Annotated in this window: 5 protein-coding genes and 1 pseudogene; 4 read left to right on the forward strand and 2 right to left on the reverse strand. The window is 43.3% G+C overall.

Annotated elements, in window-relative coordinates:
* Positions 1-64 precede the first annotated feature (64 nt).
* Together A8140_RS17620 and A8140_RS17625 are read right to left on the reverse strand one after the other, a co-directional pair.
* Positions 65-163, reverse strand: a pseudogene (locus tag A8140_RS17620) (ribosome biogenesis GTPase YlqF); the annotation flags it as partial.
* A 318-nt stretch (positions 164-481) separates the two neighbouring features.
* Positions 482-1468 carry a peptidoglycan DD-metalloendopeptidase family protein gene (locus tag A8140_RS17625; protein ID WP_005535762.1) on the reverse strand — a complete coding sequence of 329 codons (987 nt, stop codon included), beginning with the start codon at positions 1466-1468 and terminating at the stop codon, positions 482-484.
* Between the two features lie 291 nt (positions 1469-1759).
* Between A8140_RS17625 and A8140_RS17630 the strand changes: the two genes are divergently transcribed.
* From A8140_RS17630 to A8140_RS17645, 4 genes are all read left to right on the forward strand, one after another.
* On the forward strand, positions 1760-12373 hold the full coding sequence (locus A8140_RS17630) for a tandem large repeat (protein WP_087490663.1): 10614 nt from the start codon (positions 1760-1762) through the stop codon (positions 12371-12373).
* A gap of 758 nt (positions 12374-13131) precedes the next feature.
* A complete protein-coding gene (locus A8140_RS17635; RefSeq protein ID WP_033000764.1) occupies positions 13132-14787 on the forward strand; it encodes a hypothetical protein in 1656 nt (551 codons plus the stop codon).
* A gap of 23 nt (positions 14788-14810) precedes the next feature.
* The gene (locus A8140_RS17640) at positions 14811-16055 is read left to right on the forward strand and encodes a hypothetical protein (protein WP_025536468.1); all 1245 of its coding nucleotides are present in this window, start codon (positions 14811-14813) and stop codon (positions 16053-16055) included.
* Complete coding sequence (locus A8140_RS17645; RefSeq protein ID WP_005532478.1) at positions 16048-20772, forward strand: OmpA family protein; 4725 nt, start codon at positions 16048-16050, stop codon at positions 20770-20772. The genes A8140_RS17640 and A8140_RS17645 overlap by 8 nt, the downstream gene beginning before the upstream one ends.
* Positions 20773-20822 lie beyond the last annotated feature (50 nt).

Below are 20822 nucleotides of genomic sequence, written 5' to 3' on the forward strand. Positions count from 1 at the left end.
GGCAGCTGATGGTATGAGATTGAAAGCATTTTCTCTAACTCGTTTAAAAATTGAGAAATGTCCTCACTTCAATGATCACATCAATTTGTGGGATAACATCTTCGATTTCTTTCTGAGCTTTATACATGTGGCCCGGAAGCCACTGGATAGAGTTGTTAACCATCTGAGAAATCGACTTATTGTTTCATGGTTATGCTGGTGGGTTATTCGTCTTACTTACATCATTGAAGAGGATGTTAAGGGAGTGGGGCTAATTATCACCACTCGTTACCACTACAGCGAGTCATGTGATGATTTTAACACTTATTGGGAGAGCGGGAATGTTAGAGCAAGAGCGATAGGAGGATATTTAAGGACTTAGGTACAGCTTTGGCCCCATTTGGTCACTTTCGAATCGAAGCTCATTAACAGTGATGGGATCTCAGCTCATCATGTCCCAAAGTTTGTTTCGCGATGAGCTGAAAAGAAATCACCCCATAAACTAAGAGGCGTATTTATGCAGCTCTTTAATAAGCTCTGCACGCTCTGCTCTTGCCGCTAGCATCATCTGCGTGTTTGCAGGCGGCGCAGGGTTAGTTCGGATGTAACGTGCATAATCAACAGGGACGCCATCTACAATGAGTTCGACATGTAAGTGAGGGCCAGTGGTTCTTCCTGTATTACCTGTGCGGCCGATAGTCTGTCCTTTAGTTACGTGGTCACCTGCGCGAACATCGCTACGAGATAGATGTAAATAACGAGATAGGGAACCGTTGCTATGGCGGATGTTAATATAGTTACCAGCAAAGCGGTTGTAACGTGACTTAACAACAATACCATCTGCGATACTTTGTATTGGTGTTCCGATCGGCACTGCGTAGTCGGTACCTAGATGTGGAGCGAGTAGACCGGTAACTGGGTGCTTTCGCTTTAAATTAAAATCAGAACTCACTTTGTACTTTTTTGCTAGTGGAAATGCATAATAAGGCTGGCGAATTAACTTATTACCATATTGATCGTAGGCGTTGTTATTGCCATCATTAATAACAAAGAAGTCTTTTTTACTACCAGAATAGTAAAAAGAACTGATGTATTTTTCATTATAACTATTGGTTTTGGTTTTTATAGAGAATTTGTCACCTTTTCGGACCGAACCTATAATATCGAATTCATTCTCAATTAATTTTATTAAAGACTTTATCTCATGCTGAGACAGTCCAGCATTAATTAAAGAGGTCACGAAAGAGTAATCAACAACACCAGTAGTGATCTTTTCCCGCTGAAAGTAGGTTTCGTAGATGTGTTCAATGTCGTTGTTTTTTATCTCTTTAAAAACAGTTGCTTGAAGCCTACTGGTGACAGGTTGAACCTGTTCTTCCGGAGTGAGCAGGTAATGAGTGAAAGACACGCCAGCAATGATAACGAATGCAATGAATACGAGGGGTAACGCAATGTTTTGAGTATACTGTCTTAATATTAAACTTGTCATTAAATCGAAATTATGCTTATCGGCGAAAAATTGAGGGGAGTATAATATTTAAAATAAAATCTTACACGCCGCTAATGGCAATTCCTGTATTTTTACTAAGTAAATAACGATAGATGTGAAGTAGCGCTGCTAAAGAGGTTGAAAACTGCCTATTTGTTTAGCGTTTATGCTTAATTTTATGGTTATTTTGTCACGTTGAGAAAATTCCAGACAATAATATAATCGCGGCAAAATAGACTCTGCCAAATTACTATGTTCACTAAAAATACGATAAAACCAACGTTAGGTCTCATGGCTGCTTCACTTTTATTAAGTGCATGTGGCGGTGGGGATGGTGGTGATAGCACTCCGCCAGCAAGGGATACCGGAAGCATATCGGGTAACGTTTTTGACGCTCCGGTCAACGGTGCCAAGATCGATGTGTTTGAATACAAGGATGGAAAGGTTGGTCGTAAGCTAGACAGCACAACTTCCAATGCCTTTGGTGACTACAAGCTAGAATTCGAATCTTCTTCGATGCCTTTGTATGTTGTCGCGCAACAGGGTAGCTATACCGATCCCCTTACAAAAGAGATTGTATCGTCGAGCGCGAGTAAAACCCTGCGTTTAGAGGGGGTCGTGAACTTTAGTGAAGGTAGTGACCAACAATTAATGCTCACACCACTGACGAATATCGTCTCTGGGCTTGCGAAGTATAAAATCGCCAATGGTGAATCCGGCTCAGATGCGGTTTCTGAAGCCTTAGATAGTATCAATGGCATGTACGGGTTTAATGTTAACGAAACCAAGCCAATTGATATCACCAAAGGTGGCCAGAGCAGTTTTGCTTCACCAGGACACCAATATGGTGCTTTGCTGACTGCCTATTCATCTTACTCATATGACTTAATTCAAAAATACGGCCAGTCTGAGGACAAGGTCTATACCTCAATGCATTTCGCTGACATTCAATTTCGCGATGTCATCGCTGATGGTCTTTTAGATGGTTTAGAGATCAGTGAGTCTACTGGTGCGGTGACGCCGCTTACGTTTGGCCAGCAGAGAATTACCAGCGACGTCTACACTCAAGATCTTTCCCAGCACGTTTTGATTGTGGTGAACGATCCAGAGCTTAATATCTCAGGGACGGACGCTGATGATTACGTTGCATTTAGTCGAAAAATTAATGACTTGGGTAGCCATGGCGAAACTGATGGTGTTATTCCACCACGCGATGGAACAGAAATTGATACCGTTCCGCCAATTGTCACGCGTACCGATAATGATGTATTGGCTAGAACAGATAATGTAGATATCCAGCTCAATGACGAGATCGGTGTTCAATCTGTTTCTGCTTATGTGCAATACCAACTTAACGGTGTTTGGTCGGATGAATTTAAATGTAACGATCAGCAGACATCCGGTAGTGAGTTCTGTACGGTAGATACAACCGACCTTGAAGTCGGTGTTCGTGAAACAAACATCAAGGTAAGTGTCGATACAAAAGCGATTGATGCGGTTGAGGTCGACTCAGATAGTGACCTGTCGAATGTGACTGCAGCACGTTTGGTGTTTTACACGGCAGACGTTTTAGGCAATGAACTTATTCCTGGTAGCAATTCGGGCCACTACGTGAACTTCGAGTGGGATAATGACGCACCGGTCATTTCAGTTACATCTGGTACAACCATCAATAAAGAAGTCGAAGAGTACGTACTAGAGGGCATAGTAAAAGAAGCGTCTCAAGACATTAAATCTGTCAGCGTGTCATTTAAAAGTGGGCTACCAAAAAATGTGGATTGTAAACCTGTAACGGCGGAGTCAGGCAGTGCTTGTGAATTTTCAGAGCCCTATCAGACGAGCGAATTCCTTTCAAGGACTACCTTCGATATCAAGGCCACTGATACCAAAGACAACGTCGGTACAGAACCACATGCAGTAAGCCGAGATGACGAAGCCCCTGCTCAGATCATCACATACCCTGAAGGGACATCGATGAATTACGTCAATGTGACTGTCGATGGAGAAAGATCTACATACGAAGGAGCTTACACGCAAGATACTTATACTTCAGATAACGTGCAGTCGAGCCGAGACTACTTGAAGATCGATTATGTCTATGCTGCTTCTGGCTTGAAATCCATTCAAGGCGTTGATTTCGCTGATTTCCACGTCAACGTATTGAAAGAGAATAAGATTCCGTATGTACGAGTTCGAGTTGCTGATGTGAACCCCGATACGATTTTAGGCTCAAGTGCCGATAAGCTTAAACTCGTTGTGAAGTACTACGTAAGCCAAAATAACGACAACAACTACGCATTTCAAAACACAACACAAACCGTAGCATCGACGGACGCTATCACTGCGAGTATCCCCCACGAAACTATTTTAGATAGTGGAGGCAGAGTCGAAGAAGTTATTTATTACGTTCCTTTCGTAAAAGAGGTACTTGGTGATGGTTTTAAGAACGTCTCAGAAAACGCCAGTCAAAAACTGGTGATTCAAACCATCGATGGGTCCAACAATGAGAGTGCGACTCAAGAAGTTTACTTCCGAAGCAGTTTTGACCTACCTACGATGACAGTTGTGACCCCTTTCATTGGCGCACGTGTGCAATTAGAAGGTTTGAACCCAAGTGGTGAATTCACCTCTCTAGCAAGTTGTACCACCATTCAGCAGCAAGAAAGTGATCAAACTACCGCGCTTGATGTTGCTTCGTGTGAAACCACGACGGACGTTGTTAATTACGAATTCATGCGAGTACGTTTGATTGGCGTAGAAGGGACGGACCCTCACTACTATCAATGGAAAGATGATGCAGGCGCTAAAGCGAGCGTTAATCTAAATAATGCCAACATCGGCGCATATTTTGAACTTGATGGATCAAAAACGTATTACGTGACTGAGCTTGCTGCTTACCAAACAGGACTATTTGACTCTCGTTGGAATCAGGTAGAGGCGGGTAACAAGACATCAGAACGCGCCTCACAAATTTTGACGGAAGTGAAATACGCTTTAGCGGGCGGTAATGATTCATTCTTCGGATTCGATCCAACCGTGACGGCTTACGCTACAAATGAGATGCTTGAGGAGCCAATTCCTAGCGATCTATCTAACGACTACCTGCATCGTTTTCTTGTTGAAGCCATTGACGACTTAGCACAAGATACGCCTCGTAATAACTCTTCTGATTTCGCCTCCGCTATTTATGACGATCTTAGCTACGATGGTAAAGCCAATGGAATTGGCGCTGGTGGGAATCAAATCAAATTGGATGATTACGAATTCGACTCTGATACCTACCGCAAAGACCTTGCAGAAGCTTTGTATAAAGTAATGACTGAGAATCATCAGATCCCCAAAAACATTGCTCAGCTTTTTGCCGATGATATTTCCATGGCTAATCCAAAACTTGGTGAAGACGATATCATTGATGGTGATGGTGAAAGTATTGATACGACTCCACCAAACCCAGAGATAGAAATAGTGGACGGCCGCAAAACAATGGTTGGTGACAAGCTTTATGTCGCGGGTGAAGTAGTATCTAGAGTAGTGTTAGAAGATCCATCTGGGGTCGTAGAGGAAGGTGACCAAGCCCCGAACTTCCAAAGCATGTGGTATGCCATGGGTGACCCCAATACTGCGATTCCATTGGAGCTTCAACCACAAGAGTCTGGCGACAGTAATAAATTTAGAAAAGAGTACTTCTTTACCCTAAATACAGAATCAACAGATCTCACCGATATCATCGAGTTTGCGCTTGAAATAACGGCATCTGATACCAAAGGCAACACTTATAAAGAACCCCATATTGCGCGCCTTCATGTAGATAACGACTATCCGATAGCGAGTTACATCCCTCCTGTAGGACCAGATAAAAACCCTATTGGGCAAGATGTTTATCTGAGTATTAAAGATAACATCCACGATTTAACTTTTGCGTTGGATGATGTGGTTGATGACAAACTCGAGAAACGTAGCTTACTTTTCTATAAGACATCAGGTGAGAGATACCCAGTTTCATATGAGCAGTTTTATACTAACCAAAGCGATCGTTTTGTCGTGCGCCTATGCAGTCAGGAAGATTGCTCTACCCAAGGAACAACAATTAACCCCGGTGATGGTGACTGGTTAGCGGTAGTTAGCGCGGAAGATAACCTAGGGAACGCGGTATCAGATGCCGACAACGCAGCTCCAAGATTTCCTATCCATATAGACTCTGAACCGCCAGTGGTTAAGGATGCGGAAATTACAGAGCGATTGGGTGGCAACGATGTTTGGACTCCGGTGATCGACTGGGGTGATCTTAGTCAAGGTAGCAATGTAAAAGTCGAACTAAGGAAAGGCTCAGGTCAGTCCGAGACGTTAGAAGCTTGCGATCCTGATACAAGCGTTTGCGAACAACCATACCTCATTGGCGAGCAGCCGGATGTTAAAGTTCAATTGGTTGCTGAAGCCTTTAATTATGATTCCAAAAATGAATTTTATGTAACGGCAACGGATAAAGCCTTTCCAGCAAATAAGAGTAGGAAGGGTGCGTTCAGCTTCAAAGTTGATAACAAGGGACCAGTAATTCTACTTTCTACCCCTTGGATTGAAGACGCTTTGAATAAAGAAAACACCGTAGTAGGACGTGAGTTCAATGTACTTTTTGAATCTGTGACAGATGATTCTGGTATTGAGGAAGTGTCCTTGTTCCAGGTAGATAACCCTACAGTGTTAAAAACGTTTAAGCCTGAGAACCCAAGTCAAAAGTTCGAAATGCCACTTGTGGAAGATGATACTAAGAATATTCACCTTAACCCTACTGAAGGAAATCTCATTCGTCTCTATGTTAAAGCAAAAGATGTTCATGGTTTTGAAAGTCAATCGAATACAAATAGCGTAGTTTTTGATAATCAAGGCCCAGAATTTAGCTTGCTCGGGCATAATGATGGTTATTACAGAAGTGATTATGTCTTCGAACTGAGAGCTACAGATTTAGGTCCTAATGGTAACATTTCTCCTGAAGGGGTAAATCGAGAAAACTTAGAGTATTTGATATTTGAGGGTGATGATCCAGCTCCGGGGGCTCTGGGCACGAAAATAGTCAACGCCGACGCTCTTAAAATCCCTTTAGGTGGGCAAAGTGATGGTGAGCATACGATTAGAGTTAAAGGTTCAGATACTCGTGGTAACTCATCAGAAAAAGACTTTTTAGTTAATGTGAGTAGTAAGCGTCCCCAATTGGGTCTTACGATTGCTTACTCAGACGGTGGTGAAATTCCCAGTGGTGTTATATATGACAGTCGTAACATCAAGCTAACTTTAAAAGTAACCGATGTGAGTGGTGTTAAAGAAATTAAATCTACTTATCAATACTCGGAGGCAAGTAAAGCGACAGACTTTTCATTTGATCCAGTCGACGGTTCAGAGGACACTTGGGAAGCGACGTTAACCAAGTTTGACCTAAAAACTGATGGAAACTATGCGTTAAGCATTAGTGTTGAAAATAAGGTCCAACATAACGGTACTCCATTATCTACCGAGATTAACCCAATGTTAAGCGTCCAGCGTAATGGTGTAGTTCTTGAAATTGATGAGCCTAAAGATTTTCAAAAGTATCAATCTGACGGGGTGTTAGACGTTAAATTCACAACGAAAAGTGAAGTAAAAGCAGCCAAAATTCAATGTTGGGTTCGTCAACATTATGATAGCGACGTCGCACCTAATCCCCCAGAAGGAAAGCCTACCTCTGGCGAGAAGAATGTCTCTTCGGGTCAAGAGCCTAGTTGTAGCGTTGACTCGGAGGGTACTTCGTATCCAGACCCTGTTCTGATTGTGCAAACTACGGGCACTAATGGAGCCGTAGCAGTGAAGAAGTTTAACTTTGACATGATGGATGCAAAGGCTCCAGATACAGTCTCACCTAAAGATGGTAAATTCGAATTTCAAGGTGGTGAGGTAAGCTACAACTCAGATGACTCAACTAAGTACCTTGCATTCGACCTGATATTCGAAGATGAGTTGTCAGGAGTAAATAAGTCCGAGAACGATCAACCTCAGTTAAGTGAGATGTCTGGGGATACGACATTTGATGCCAAGAGTTGTGGCGTCAATGGCGATAAGAAAACTGTTTGCCGTTACAAAGAAAAGTATTACGATATTCTTCGAAAGGTGGATAGTGAGCATGCCTACAAAATTGAAAACATAAAGGATAATGTAGGCAACTTAGCACCAGATTATGCGTTTAAATTTATATTACCAACTCAACAACCGGTAGTTCGTATTACAAGCCCTGTAGCTGATGATGTATTAAATGGTACATTCCTCGATGTGGACTTTAGAGTTAAGCTTGCCAAAAACTCGAAAATAGAAAATGTCAGTGTTACCTTTGGTAATGAGTCTTATGACCTCAAAAATAATGCTGATAATTTCAGAAATTTCACTGACTGTGCTGATGACGATTCATTTCTCTGTTCAACATTTCGTAGCAATAAGCTGGATGAGGGTTTAGCAAACGAACTATTAGATATAAATGTAACTGTTAAAGATGTTTGGGATAACGCCGGAAAAGCAGACGTTGAAAATATTAGGTTCGATAATACTGCTCCTGTTATTGGAGATGCCATCAAGGTTACTGAGCAAGAAGATGACAAAGTTAGGTTCACTTTTGTCGATATGAAAGATGACGACAGCCGTTTAGCCAAGGTTAAGTATATGGTGCAAGTGCTTGATTTTGAAGAGGAAAAAATATACAAGGAAGACGATACGAAATACATAACTTATTTCGAGCTTTCCAAAGGTGAGCTTTCAGGTCTTAATGAAATTGAGGTTAAAGTAATCGCGAAAGATGCGGTGGATAACCAGAGTAGTGAAGACAAGGCTATCGATCTGACAGCGCCGACTATTAGTCTCGATTTTACTGATATATCTAGCTTGCTGAATAATGAGAGCATACCATTCACCAAAGCAAGTCAATCGTTCACGATTACGTCTACAGAGGGGGAGCATGTCAAGGCAACTCGATATTCCATTGATATGCTCCCAATTAGCGAAGAACCGCCGAAGTTCAGCGGAGAGCCGCTGAACTTCAGCGGTAATTTCACGTCATCAAACCCGACTCCTAGTATTGCTGAAGGTACCATGGATTTTGCAATTGATGACCAAGCTGAATACATGTACAAACTGACAGTCACTGACTCAATGGGACGTGCTGTTACAGACTTTAAGCTTTTTAATAAGACCTATCATGCCAAAGGTATCGAATCAGTTGTTGATTATGAAGATCCTGAAGTGTCGATTCGCGATAGCAAGCAAGAAGACGAAGCGACAGATGATGGCAAATATTATTTGGATGTAACTGCTGATGTGACTGATAAAAACTTAAGTTCGGTAAGATCAGAGGCTGATAATGGTTCGGGTCAAACAGTAAGGCCAGACCCAATCAAGAAACCTACTAACGATGGCGCCCCTTATGTGTTCCGCTACTTATTATCGCCAGGAGACTATACGATAAAAGTAATCGCGACTGATGCTGTCGGCAATCAAAAGGATGGACAGACAACTTACGAAGTGGTGGCAGCGACAGTCCCTGAGCTAACAATATCGACGACTGCAAGCACACCTTTGGCTGGTGGCGTCGAAGTCCCGCTTACGTTTACTTTTACTGAAGAAGTCAAAGAAAAAGAATTCGATATTTCAGACGTAAAGTTAGATGAGAATAATGGCGGTGAGCTAAAACCTTTATCTTGGAGTACCACAGACAACATAACTTGGACAGTTACATACGTAACTCCAAAAGATGTAAATAAAAAAGTAACCATATCGGTTGAAGATAACACTTACAAGAGTGCCAATAATATAAATGGTAAAGGAAATAGCCTTCAACTGGACGTTGATGGGGTGTTGCCAACGCTTGAACAAGTAACGTTTGATCCACTGCATCAAAAAATCGGTGAAGATGTCCAAGTTGAGCTTAAGTTTGATAAAGATTTGCAAGCGGCCACGGCTACATTAGGCGCTAACAACATTACTTTGATTGCTGATGATGAAAATAAGAAAGTTTGGACCGGAAGCGTGAAAGTCCCAGACGTACCAGATCTCGGTGTTGGCTTAGTGGTGAGTCAATATAAAGACCTAGTAGGTAATGTGGGCGAGGATAACACGTCATATACATTGCCAATCACGCCAACGTTGACCATTAACGATGTGGATAAGGTGGACGAGAGCGAGGCAGCAAACTATCAGTTTACAGGCACCGCGAAACGTCTTGATGGTCAAACCCTGAGTGTAGAAATCCAAACTCTAGACGCTTCAGCAACTATCGCAACCGGTGATGCTGAGGTTCAGAACGGCAACTGGACGAGCCGTGGGATAAACCTTAGCGGTCAACCAAATGGCAGGTACAAAGTAGTGGTAACGGGGACGAGTACAGTCGATGGCATTGATATGGAAGCGCTGCAACAGGGTGAGTTCCTGTTAGAGCAGGCATTGCCTTCGCTGACTAATGCATCGTTTGATAAGCCACATCACTTGGTGAATGACCCTGTGAAAGTCACTTTGACGTTCAGTAAAGCGGTTAAAGGAGACACCATTCAAGCGACGCTTGCGGGTGAAGCAGTATCAGGTTTCACGGTGCAGGGAGATGCTACAACGTGGAAAGCAGAGGTGGCTTCTTTGGCAAACCCGGGTGATACAGTGCTGAGTGCAACCCTAGCCGTCAGTGGTTTTGAGGACGAATCGGGTAACTCGGTGACGGTGGACCAAAAATATACATTGCCAATCACGCCAACGTTGACCATTAACACTGTGGATAAGGTGGACGAGAGCGAGGCAGAAAACTATCAGTTTACAGGCACCGCGAAACGTCTTGATGGTCAAACCCTGAGTGTAGAAATCCAAACTCTAGACGCTTCAGCAACTATCGCAACCGGTGATGCTGAGGTTCAGAACGGCAACTGGACGAGCCGTGGGATAAACCTTAGCGGTCAACCAAATGGCAGGTACAAAGTAGTGGTAACGGGGACGAGTACAGTCGATGGCATTGATATGGAAGCGCTGCAACAGGGTGAGTTCCTGTTAGAGCAGGCATTGCCTTCGCTGACTAATGCATCGTTTGATAAGCCACATCACTTGGTGAATGACCCTGTGAAAGTCACTTTGACGTTCAGTAAAGCGGTTAAAGGAGACACCATTCAAGCGACGCTTGCGGGTGAAGCAGTATCAGGTTTCACGGTGCAGGGAGATGCTACAACGTGGAAAGCAGAGGTGGCTTCTTTGGCAAACCCGGGTGATACAGTGCTGAGTGCAACCCTAGCCGTCAGTGGTTTTGAGGACGAATCGGGTAACTCGGTGACGGTGGACCAAAAATATACATTGCCAATCACGCCAACGTTGACCATTAACACTGTGGATAAGGTGGACGAGAGCGAGGCAGAAAACTATCAGTTTACAGGCACCGCGAAACGTCTTGATGGTCAAACCCTGAGTGTAGAAATCCAAACTCTAGACGCTTCAGCAACTATCGCAACCGGTGATGCTGAGGTTCAGAACGGCAACTGGACGAGCCGTGGGATAAACCTTAGCGGTCAACCAAATGGCAGGTACAAAGTAGTGGTAACGGGGACGAGTACAGTCGATGGCATTGATATGGAAGCGCTGCAACAGGGTGAGTTCCTGTTAGAGCAGGCATTGCCTTCGCTGACTAATGCATCGTTTGATAAGCCACATCACTTGGTGAATGACCCTGTGAAAGTCACTTTGACGTTCAGTAAAGCGGTTAAAGGAGACACCATTCAAGCGACGCTTGCGGGTGAAGCAGTATCAGGTTTCACGGTGCAGGGAGATGCTACAACGTGGAAAGCAGAGGTGGCTTCTTTGGCAAACCCGGGTGATACAGTGCTGAGTGCAACCCTAGCCGTCAGTGGTTTTGAGGACGAATCGGGTAACTCGGTGACGGTGGACCAAAAATATACATTGCCAATCACGCCAACGTTGACCATTAACACTGTGGATAAGGTGGACGAGAGCGAGGCAGAAAACTATCAGTTTACAGGCACCGCGAAACGTCTTGATGGTCAAACCCTGAGTGTAGAAATCCAAACTCTAGACGCTTCAGCAACTATCGCAACCGGTGATGCTGAGGTTCAGAACGGCAACTGGACGAGCCGTGGGATAAACCTTAGCGGTCAACCAAATGGCAGGTACAAAGTAGTGGTAACGGGGACGAGTACAGTCGATGGCATTGATATGGAAGCGCTGCAACAGGGTGAGTTCCTGTTAGAGCAGGCATTGCCTTCGCTGACTAATGCATCGTTTGATAAGCCACATCACTTGGTGAATGACCCTGTGAAAGTCACTTTGACGTTCAGTAAAGCGGTTAAAGGAGACACCATTCAAGCGACGCTTGCGGGTGAAGCAGTATCAGGTTTCACGATGCAGGGAGATGCTACAACGTGGAAAGCAGAGGTGGCTTCTTTGGCAAATCCGGGTGATACAGTGCTGAGTGCAACCCTAGCCGTCAGTGGTTTTGAGGACGAATCGGGTAACTCGGTGACGGTGGACCAAAAATATGCATTGCCAATTACTCCAACGATCACGATCGGAACCATCAGTGATGTAGTGGGTAGTACAACAGCAACTATCAATGGCACAACTATTCGTTTTGAGGCGGGGGACACAATAGCACTCAAAGCTGTTGATACCGATAGCTTGGAGGTTCTAGGCAGCGCAACGGTGCTAGATGATGGTACATGGACCGTTGATCTTGATTTGACTACCTTGAAAGACGGAGAAATAACCGTTTATGCAAATGGTACCAATTCACTATCTGCGATCGCTGACGAGATGAGTACAACATTCAATTACTCAAGTACTACAGCGCTTGTTGTTCCAAACTATTGGGAAAGATATTCCGCGGAATTACCCTCCCTGAAAGCAGCCTAAAAGAAAGCGAGCATTTAGCTCGCTTTTTTTGTCAGTATTTAAGTGATCTAAGTCAAATTATTCGTATTTTTCATAATTAAGCCAAATGAATCGACGGTCCTTCTACAAGGTCAAACATCTAGTATGCCTAGAGCAATTTTGCTTTTAGTTATTATTAAAGTGATTGTGCGGGTCAATACTGATATGTGGTGGTGAATGTGCCACGTTGAGAAATTTTCGCAATATTATATAGTTACACGCACTTCTATACCCCAAGTATAGAGTTCTGCATAAGGTAGGGTACTACCTATCAGTTGTGTAATTGTAATGAAGTGGCACCAGCCTAGCATCACATCAAAGCGATTACGCGTTTTTGTGAGTGTGACACGCACTCACCTTTTTTATTCATACTTCCTCAGTAGCGATAAGCTAATTATTGCTACTGAGGAGTGCATACCCCTACAAAAACCTCAACCTGTAGCAATCAGCGCTTAATCTGAATTTGTTAACTTCTGCCCAAAAGTAAAAAAAACTGATTTGCTGAAAGCCTTCTTTTTGAATAAGAGGGGTAGGTAATAAGTTTAAACTACTAGTTAAAATGACTTTATGGGTTGTTAAACTGTCCGTTTGGGCTGTTTTGTTTTTTCTTTAGGCTTTTCTATGTGATTGAATGTTATGAATTAAATTAGTAGCATTAGCACACCAAATCGTACCAGTAAGCCTTATCAGCTTAAACATCACCGCAACCATATTTACGATGTTGGTTGTGGAGAATTCAAATGCATTTAGTTTGCAAATTTATACCTAGCTCGAAGCTTTCCTCCAACGAGCTATCCTACGTCCTTACACCTGATGAATGTATAGGGCAGCTTTCGCGTGTGCGAAATTCAGAAGATATTCTCAGAAACCTGCCTAAAGAGCTTGCTCAGAAGATCTCAATCTCTGCCAAAAAGTCTAGCGCCGGCTTGCTAACGGCTATTCGAAATGAGTTAGGAAGTGGGAACTGGGTGGCGTTGTCTTCCTTCTCTCGTAGAACACCGTTAACAGATACCCAATTACAAAGTTTCCCAAGGCTAAAAGCACAGCTTGAATCTGTCTCATCGACTGGTGAGAGCAAAGTCTATAAAGCGGGTTATAAGCAGGTAACGGACGATGTTACTTTGGTTCGCAGTTACGCCCATGTGCCTTATGAGCCAAGTCCAGAACACAAAATTGTTGTCGAGTTTGCAGGGCAGTGGTCTAGCAATGCAGCCTGTTTGATGTTGGGAAAAACCGACGCTCAAAAAGAAAAAGTTGCTGTAGGCAAGGCTGATACCGAGAACAAACACCGTAGCCTTGCCACGTTTAAAGATCTGGATGCTGAAGGCAAAACGCTTTATATCAAAATTCCTTGTTCCGACCAGCCTCAGCCAATCTTGCTTAAACTCGCCGAAGATTTGCAACCCGTCGATAAAGAAACGCAGATGGATGAGTGGGATAACGTGTTGGTGCCGGTTAGACCATTGGCTTACTTAGATGGTAGCAACGACAAAGCAAAAGCTTCTGACCTGCGTGGTGGTTTCCTTTATGTGTTCTGGAAAGGGAAGCTTTGGCGAGAGATGGCGATAAACGAGAAAGGTTACTACCAAGATGTTGACGTCGAGTATTACCGTACCCTAGAGCAAGAAGAAAAGAAAAAAGACACACCTCAGGTAATACAAAGAAGCGCAAGCGGTTTTGCCATGGCGCATTTCTGGGCACCTTACAAAATATCGGGCGAAGTCCAACAGGGAGAAAATGGACTCAAGATCATTTTCTCACCAAAGCAAAAGCGCTTTGCTCAAATTGAAGCATTAGAATCGGATGCTGCTTTGCTAGAGAAATCCAGTACACCATTAGATGAATTAAGCAGTTACAGTGACGCACATTCATTCAGTGCAAAAGAATTCACCTCCGATGTAGACAGCGCAGCCATCCACAAAGTTACCGAAGACGACATGCCTTGGCTGAGTGACCAACAAGCCATCGTTCGCAGCTATGACCAGAGCAACACCGTGATTGCTTATGTGGATGGCAAAAACAGTGGCCTATTATTCCGGGTGGATGTTGGTACGTCTGGCATCACCGCTTTGAATTCACTCTATGTGATTGATCACAATAGCGATTATAGAGACGTCTTTGATTTAGAATTTTATGAAGGGGAAGACCACGATTGGCAGCAAGCGTTATTAAGTGGGCTACCATCGGATGGGGTCTTTACTATGTCCCTGGTACATGACCAAGATCCAGACAGTCGTCACATACTTTTTGATCGGGTCGCTTACAACGATTTATTTGTTGAACCTGAGAGCGCTACTGAAACTCCGCCAAAAGCTCTGCCAAACGACAAGCCTAAAGGTATGACAACAGGAGAGAAACAACGCTTTGAGTCATTAGTGCTGGATTGGTCGTTGTAACAAAATTAGAAAATGGATTAACAATGAAAAAGAAAATATTACTCGGCTTGGGTTTGACGACTGTTGTTGTCGCAGGCGTTGGTTACATTGCTACTAAACCCTATTTTGATGAAAAAGCAAGAATAGGCTTGTTAGCTGATTGGTTAGATACAAACCGGGGAGATACTAAGAGTTGGCTTTATCGTTATGATTTTAAAGTCCCAACGAACTCGAAGGTGGCAAATTGGAATACTGAGAATGTGAAACTCCCTCAGTTGCTGTTTACAGTCGAAAACCCAGAAGACAATTCTAAGGTTAGTTACTGGGCTGTGAATATAGACGGTACTAACCCTCAATTGCTGATCCCTGAGGGGGTATTTCCGCCGCCAATCTATCGAAGTACGACTGATTACGCAAAATATATGTCACGCTCGCCAAACGGTCGCTACCTTGTTATCCCTCAGAAAAATAGCACCGTGTTGTACGATCTAGATAACGGAGAAGTAACAAACATTAGTGAGGAGTCTGGCTCAACTCGTCACGACATCATGTGGGATACAGACAGCACACAAGTTGTTGTGAAAAAAAGAGATGAGCTTCTGCTGGTTAAGCTAGACACCAAAGAGGTAGTGAAATTTACTGATGTAAATGGTTCATACGCACGTTATATGACGTCTTTTGCTCAGCCTTATATGAGCCAGTCAGAGCAAGCGATTTATTTGAGTTTTGATTCGAGTTTGGCGGGGTTTGGCTGTGGGTGGGAGAATGACGAATACCTTGGAACTTTTGGGGAGAGCGATGTACCCAAATGCGGTAATACATTCGTGTTTGATGCCAAAACCTTAAAACTGGTCGATCGCGGCGATTTTACTCCGGATAGCTACGATTGTAATGTTTGGGGCGGAAAGTATGGAGATGGCTTTTATTGCCTTGGAGGTGCGGCATACCGCTCGGGCAGACCATCTGAAAAAATGGGTAACTTCCCTGCTACAGCTGATTTGTTGGCTTTCAACGGCGGTGATATGTGGTTCATCCCCGCTCATGGTCGAAATATTACTCGCGTGTTACGTAAACCGACCGACAATAGCCCTACTACAGAGATGATATACACATATAGGGCGCTGAAAAATGGCGAGCGCGTAAAACAATCAGCTTTCGGTTTGGGTTTTAGTCGTTATGTAATTGAGCATAAAAAGACGGATAATTGGAGTGAGTCACTCTATCCGCTACCAAGTTATGCTGACATCGAAAAAGCAAGAACCGTTCTAGAGGAGCGTAATAATGGCTAGGGCTAAGATTGAACAGCACGCTCTCTATTTGATGGGGCAATTAGTCGGACCAGATGGGAAGGCTATTACTGGCAATGGGCTCTATCCATTACCCGGTTTTACGCTTGCCCTACCCGAGTTGGCGGTAGATAAAACTGCGGATGGTAGCAATAGTAAGAATGAGTCACCATTATACTTCAGTGATTCGTCAGGCCGGCTACAAGGTTGGAATACCAAGGTTCAATCGGTTGAAGATCTTGATGGGAACAAGCTTTCTTCTTCGCCACTATTGATTTCTAGTACGACTGATAAGCTAAAACCCGTCTATATTCCACCTTACTTAATTCCCGCTGCGGTCATGTCTGAAGATACTGCTTGGACACAACGCTTAACAGCCTTGGCCAAGGATGTTGTAAGTTCTAGTGATGAAAGCATTGAAGTTGGCGTAGTAACTAACAGAGATATTGAACAGGACCAAAAGCGAAGCAAAGACCCTACCGAGAGGCGATTTTTAGCTCCCGAATTAGCGAGATTCTTTATCCATAAAGCTGAAGCGGCAGAAGCGCAAAATAAAGGGGCATATCAGCGCCTGTATAAAGGAATTTATAGCGGAGAGTATAAGCAGGAATTTTATTATCTGCGTATTCCTCAGGTTTGGACTATCAACCTGTTTTTCTCTGCCGACTATTTTGAGGGTGCAGAAGTTACTTTGTCTGGACAGCCGGAAAACCTAATCATCAAAGGGGATGCTAAAGATATAGGCAATAAAATCACCAGTCGTGTGAGGCCGATAACATACTTTGATATTGCTAATCAGGCCAGTGACTCTGACGTGGCAGAGGAAGTAACCCAATATGTTGCCACATTTTGGATCACGGGCGGTCATCTAGATGAGGATGCTCAAATCAAACAATTAGTTCGCTTTGATATAGATCTAGAAGGAATTAAGCGGTACTGGGAGGCAAAAGATGTATCGTCGGACAGCCAAATGGCTCAGGTTGCCAAGTTAAATATCCCAAACAATTGTTACTCATTATCTGAGCAAGTCTTACACTTGCCTATTTATTCAATAGCAGGGCGCAGCATAATCCTCTCTGGTGATCCCATCTCTGTTGAAGAGTCACTGTTTCAACATGCACCAGATACGTTTAAAGGCTGGCTCGATTGGAGTAAGAATCAACCTTACACTGGCGAAAACAAACCTGCCAATGATGTGCAGCCGTCGATTAATATTCTCAATTCAATTGGTAAATATAAAGAGGTGATAGCCGCATCAGCTTCTGGTGTGATGGACCCATTCAGCATGACAACAGTCCACAAAGCGTTCAGCGCAGGTTTGAATGGAGGCCAAGCCGGGGCTACGTTAGATGCGTTAAAACTCGCGGTCGGTATTGATGCTAAAGCTAAGGGGTTCTTAGATTATGCACAAAAGCTAAAGCCGCCAGCACAAGGTACACTTACGCCTATTTCTGACTTAGCGAACGCACTTAACTGGTCAAATCATCTTGGGGGGGCCTTACCGGGCGTTTATACGATTCCCCCGGTGTTACAGCATTTCTGGCATAAGGTTGACGATAAGATCTTAACCCCTTTAAAGCCGGCCGTTCGGGCTATTGAATATGCACTTGATAAGCCTTTTGGCTTTGCAGAACTTGTTTCTAGTGGCCTTGAAATTCCGAAAGGTATTGAGAATTCCGAGTCGGCGTTTAACGCCTATATTGATAAATCAAAGGAATATGGTCAGAAAACACAATCGGTAATATCAACACTTTTATTGAGTGATGAAAAAGATCGTCAGGCACTGCTTGAGTCTGAAGCGGAGCATAAAAAAGCGCTCCTTGAAGCATTCTCTGATAAAAGTGTAAGTCATAAAGTGCTGTTAAATGGTAGTCCGCTATTAGAAAAAAAACAGGCAAAAGAGGGTGAGGCAAGCTATCTCACACTGTTTTTTGAATTTGATAGTGCAAATGATGAACTAACCAATTCCGATAAGAAGCTCGTTTCTAAAGTGGCTGAATATCTGCGTAATACAGAATCAGAAATGTTGCTGAACATTGAAGGATATACGTGTGATATTGGCTCGGTGGAATACAACACTAAACTGTCGAAAAAACGTGCTGCGGCGCTTAAATCTTCTATTTTAGAAGATCTTGGCACTGATGCCATTAAGTGGGAGCATCGAATATCGGCTCTGGGTAAAGGCGTTTATGCCGATAATGATACGAGTAATAGGCGCTTAAGTCGTCGAGCGGAGATGAAGTTCTACCTCAACTCTGCTTTTGAATACCCTGCTTGTCGAAGTTGGCTACTAGCTCTGGAGAAAAATCGACAAAAAGCGGTTTTAGCAGAGATGAAAGTCCACAAGGACATTTGGAAATTTTCCGGCCAAGCCTTTGATATTGCATTAGGCTTTGCTGCGCCAATGCTTGGGCCAGGAGCGGCGTTAGCATATGGGTTGTATTGGTCAGGTGAAACCTTGGTTTCTACTCTGGATGGTGCAGCCAAAATTCTTAATAAAGAAGTAGAAGAATACAAAGAGAAGCAGAAACGTTTTTCTGAATTTGATGTTGTCGGACAGGCGTTACTGTATCGCGGTTTACCTGCGTTCGATGAACTGAGTGTTGTTGGCAAGGCATATATAAAACGCGCTATAGCGCTCAATGGGCTGCTGCGATTGCTTCTACTTGAATCTCAAATAAAAGAAGAGAACAAAACAACGAATTACGTTTCGGAATATAACGCGGTTAATCACTTGACGTCAGGGCAAAGAGATCTTGATATTGAAGGCTATATAAAGACCTATCTTTTAAGTGATGATTGGGATTTGGGGGGGACTTGGCTTCCTTCTTTCCACCTTGATGAAGCTTGGCTAGAAACAAAGAATATTTACCGTAGTGCTTCGGAAAGTGTGCTGAGTTTTGCTGCAATGACGAGTTACGTAACATACCGAGCGAAGCAATCTCAGGTTGGGGTAAAAGCGCTTGAACAATCGCAGGTATATCAAAAATTCTGTCCTATACATACTGTTGCGGACCCTAGTTTAACTAAGCTTAGATCTCTGTTAAAAGCGCCCGATTTATCTAAGCTCGATGACTCTATGTTTGCTGGGCATATGGTTTCCGTAAAAGTCAATGATGAATGGCTCCCACTCGAAGACAGGGTTAATAGCGGTGAAGCCATTACGCCGACTATGCCAATTAGAGTACTTATTATTCTTGATATGAAGGATGAAACGCTGACCAAGTTCAAAGAAGAAGGTTTGCTTACTCTTGTGCCTGTGGGTGTTAGACCTGTGCGGCAAAATAGGTTCTTTGACGATTTTGGGTCTTACACTACTGAATATGTTCGTGAAATTGCACCGGAATCACTAGTTGAAACTGAGAGGGCGTATTTAACAGAGAAACAAATGTTAGAGACAGATACGACACTATACGGTGTTGTTGTAAGTCCTACTTATTACTTTGGATGCAACATCATGAGTGGCATCAAACCTATTGCTGATGACTACGGTAGCAAAGAATGGAAGTCGGTGTTTGGTCAGGTAGATGAACAGCACTCAGCGGCTTATGTGATGCGTTACCTTCTAGAAGTCGGTGTACCAAATGTCAGTAAAACAGAATCAAAGTTAACGTATAAGAGAGAGCTCGTACTTAAAACTCAAGACGGTAAGGAGATTACCTCTAGTACGGATAAGGCATCCATCTTTAATTTGACTATGTCAAAAGAGCATGAATTCTTATATGAGAAAACTTTCTTAGCAAGAGCGGGCAAAAAAGCGGTCGAATATCCGGAGCTATTCTCAGATGCTAAGGCAAATTTGTACATTTATGACGCTAGCGTGAAGAGCCTCATTCCCGGAAGTAAGCACGACGATATAATGGAGGCGATCGGCTGGACGAAGAAGCAGCCATCCTATGATACTTCTGAAAAAGCAACGAAGTTGTTGCTCATCGTCAGTACAAAATCTGTTGAAAATGTAGAACAAATACTTGAGCGAGGAGGGTTTGACCGTCAGCGCTTACCCGTGGACATTCGTTTGAAAGCAAACGATGCAAGAGGTCTCTATAATTTTGAACATCAAGATGTAGATTTGTATCCATTAGGAAAGGTAGAAGTGAACCTCGAGAAGAAAGAGGTGTCATTCAAACCTAAATCAATACCGCAAAGCCTGAGTGAGGTATCGGATCATCTTTCTAGCAACCTAAGTAAACTTGTAAACGACTTGGTGGTTAAGGAAGGTGTTTTATCACCAGACTTTGTCGACACTGATCTATACGCAGTCGAGATATCATTAAAATACATTAATGCAACCGGGAAAGAGATGACTGGCTTACGCCCGTTTATTACTAGAGGAAACGATGCCCCATACATTATGCTCGATATTGATGGGAAAGCTGGACTTTCTTTAAACGCTTCATCACAAAGGCTCCCTGTTCGAGCTATAGATACAACGGCGCCAACTTTGTTCAACTTGCGAGAAATCCATTACAACCATAGTTGGTATGAGATGAGTGAGAAAGAGTTTAAAGCTATTTCTGAATATACTGCAGGAACGACTGACGATGCTGATTCCAACTTAGCAAGTTTAAATCGTAGTAAGATGTCCCATAAGGCTACCCCTTTGAGTGTTTGGATGAATGCGGAACCAATCATGAAAGATTACTCAGTAGCTAAGGAGCTTCCACTATCTGCACAACGAGAGCAAATCCTCAAAAAGTGGTTGTTTGATGGAAAATAAAAAAACCGCCTTCGGGCGGTTTTTCTTTTCTTACCAATGCAAACTGAAGT

It is taken from the genome of Vibrio campbellii CAIM 519 = NBRC 15631 = ATCC 25920, assembly GCF_002163755.1.
Lineage (GTDB): Bacteria > Pseudomonadota > Gammaproteobacteria > Enterobacterales > Vibrionaceae > Vibrio > Vibrio campbellii.

What these genes read in the sequence shown, in the direction of transcription:
- A8140_RS17635 (WP_033000764.1), top strand. Translation starts at nt 13,132, where the DNA reads ATGCATTTAGTTTGCAAATTTATACCTAGCTCGAAGCTTTCCTCCAAC.
- A8140_RS17645 (WP_005532478.1), top strand. Translation starts at nt 16,048, where the DNA reads ATGGCTAGGGCTAAGATTGAACAGCACGCTCTCTATTTGATGGGGCAA.
- A8140_RS17625 (WP_005535762.1), bottom strand. Translation starts at nt 1,468, where the DNA reads ATGACAAGTTTAATATTAAGACAGTATACTCAAAACATTGCGTTACCC.
- A8140_RS17630 (WP_087490663.1), top strand. Translation starts at nt 1,760, where the DNA reads ATGGCTGCTTCACTTTTATTAAGTGCATGTGGCGGTGGGGATGGTGGT.
- A8140_RS17640 (WP_025536468.1), top strand. Translation starts at nt 14,811, where the DNA reads ATGAAAAAGAAAATATTACTCGGCTTGGGTTTGACGACTGTTGTTGTC.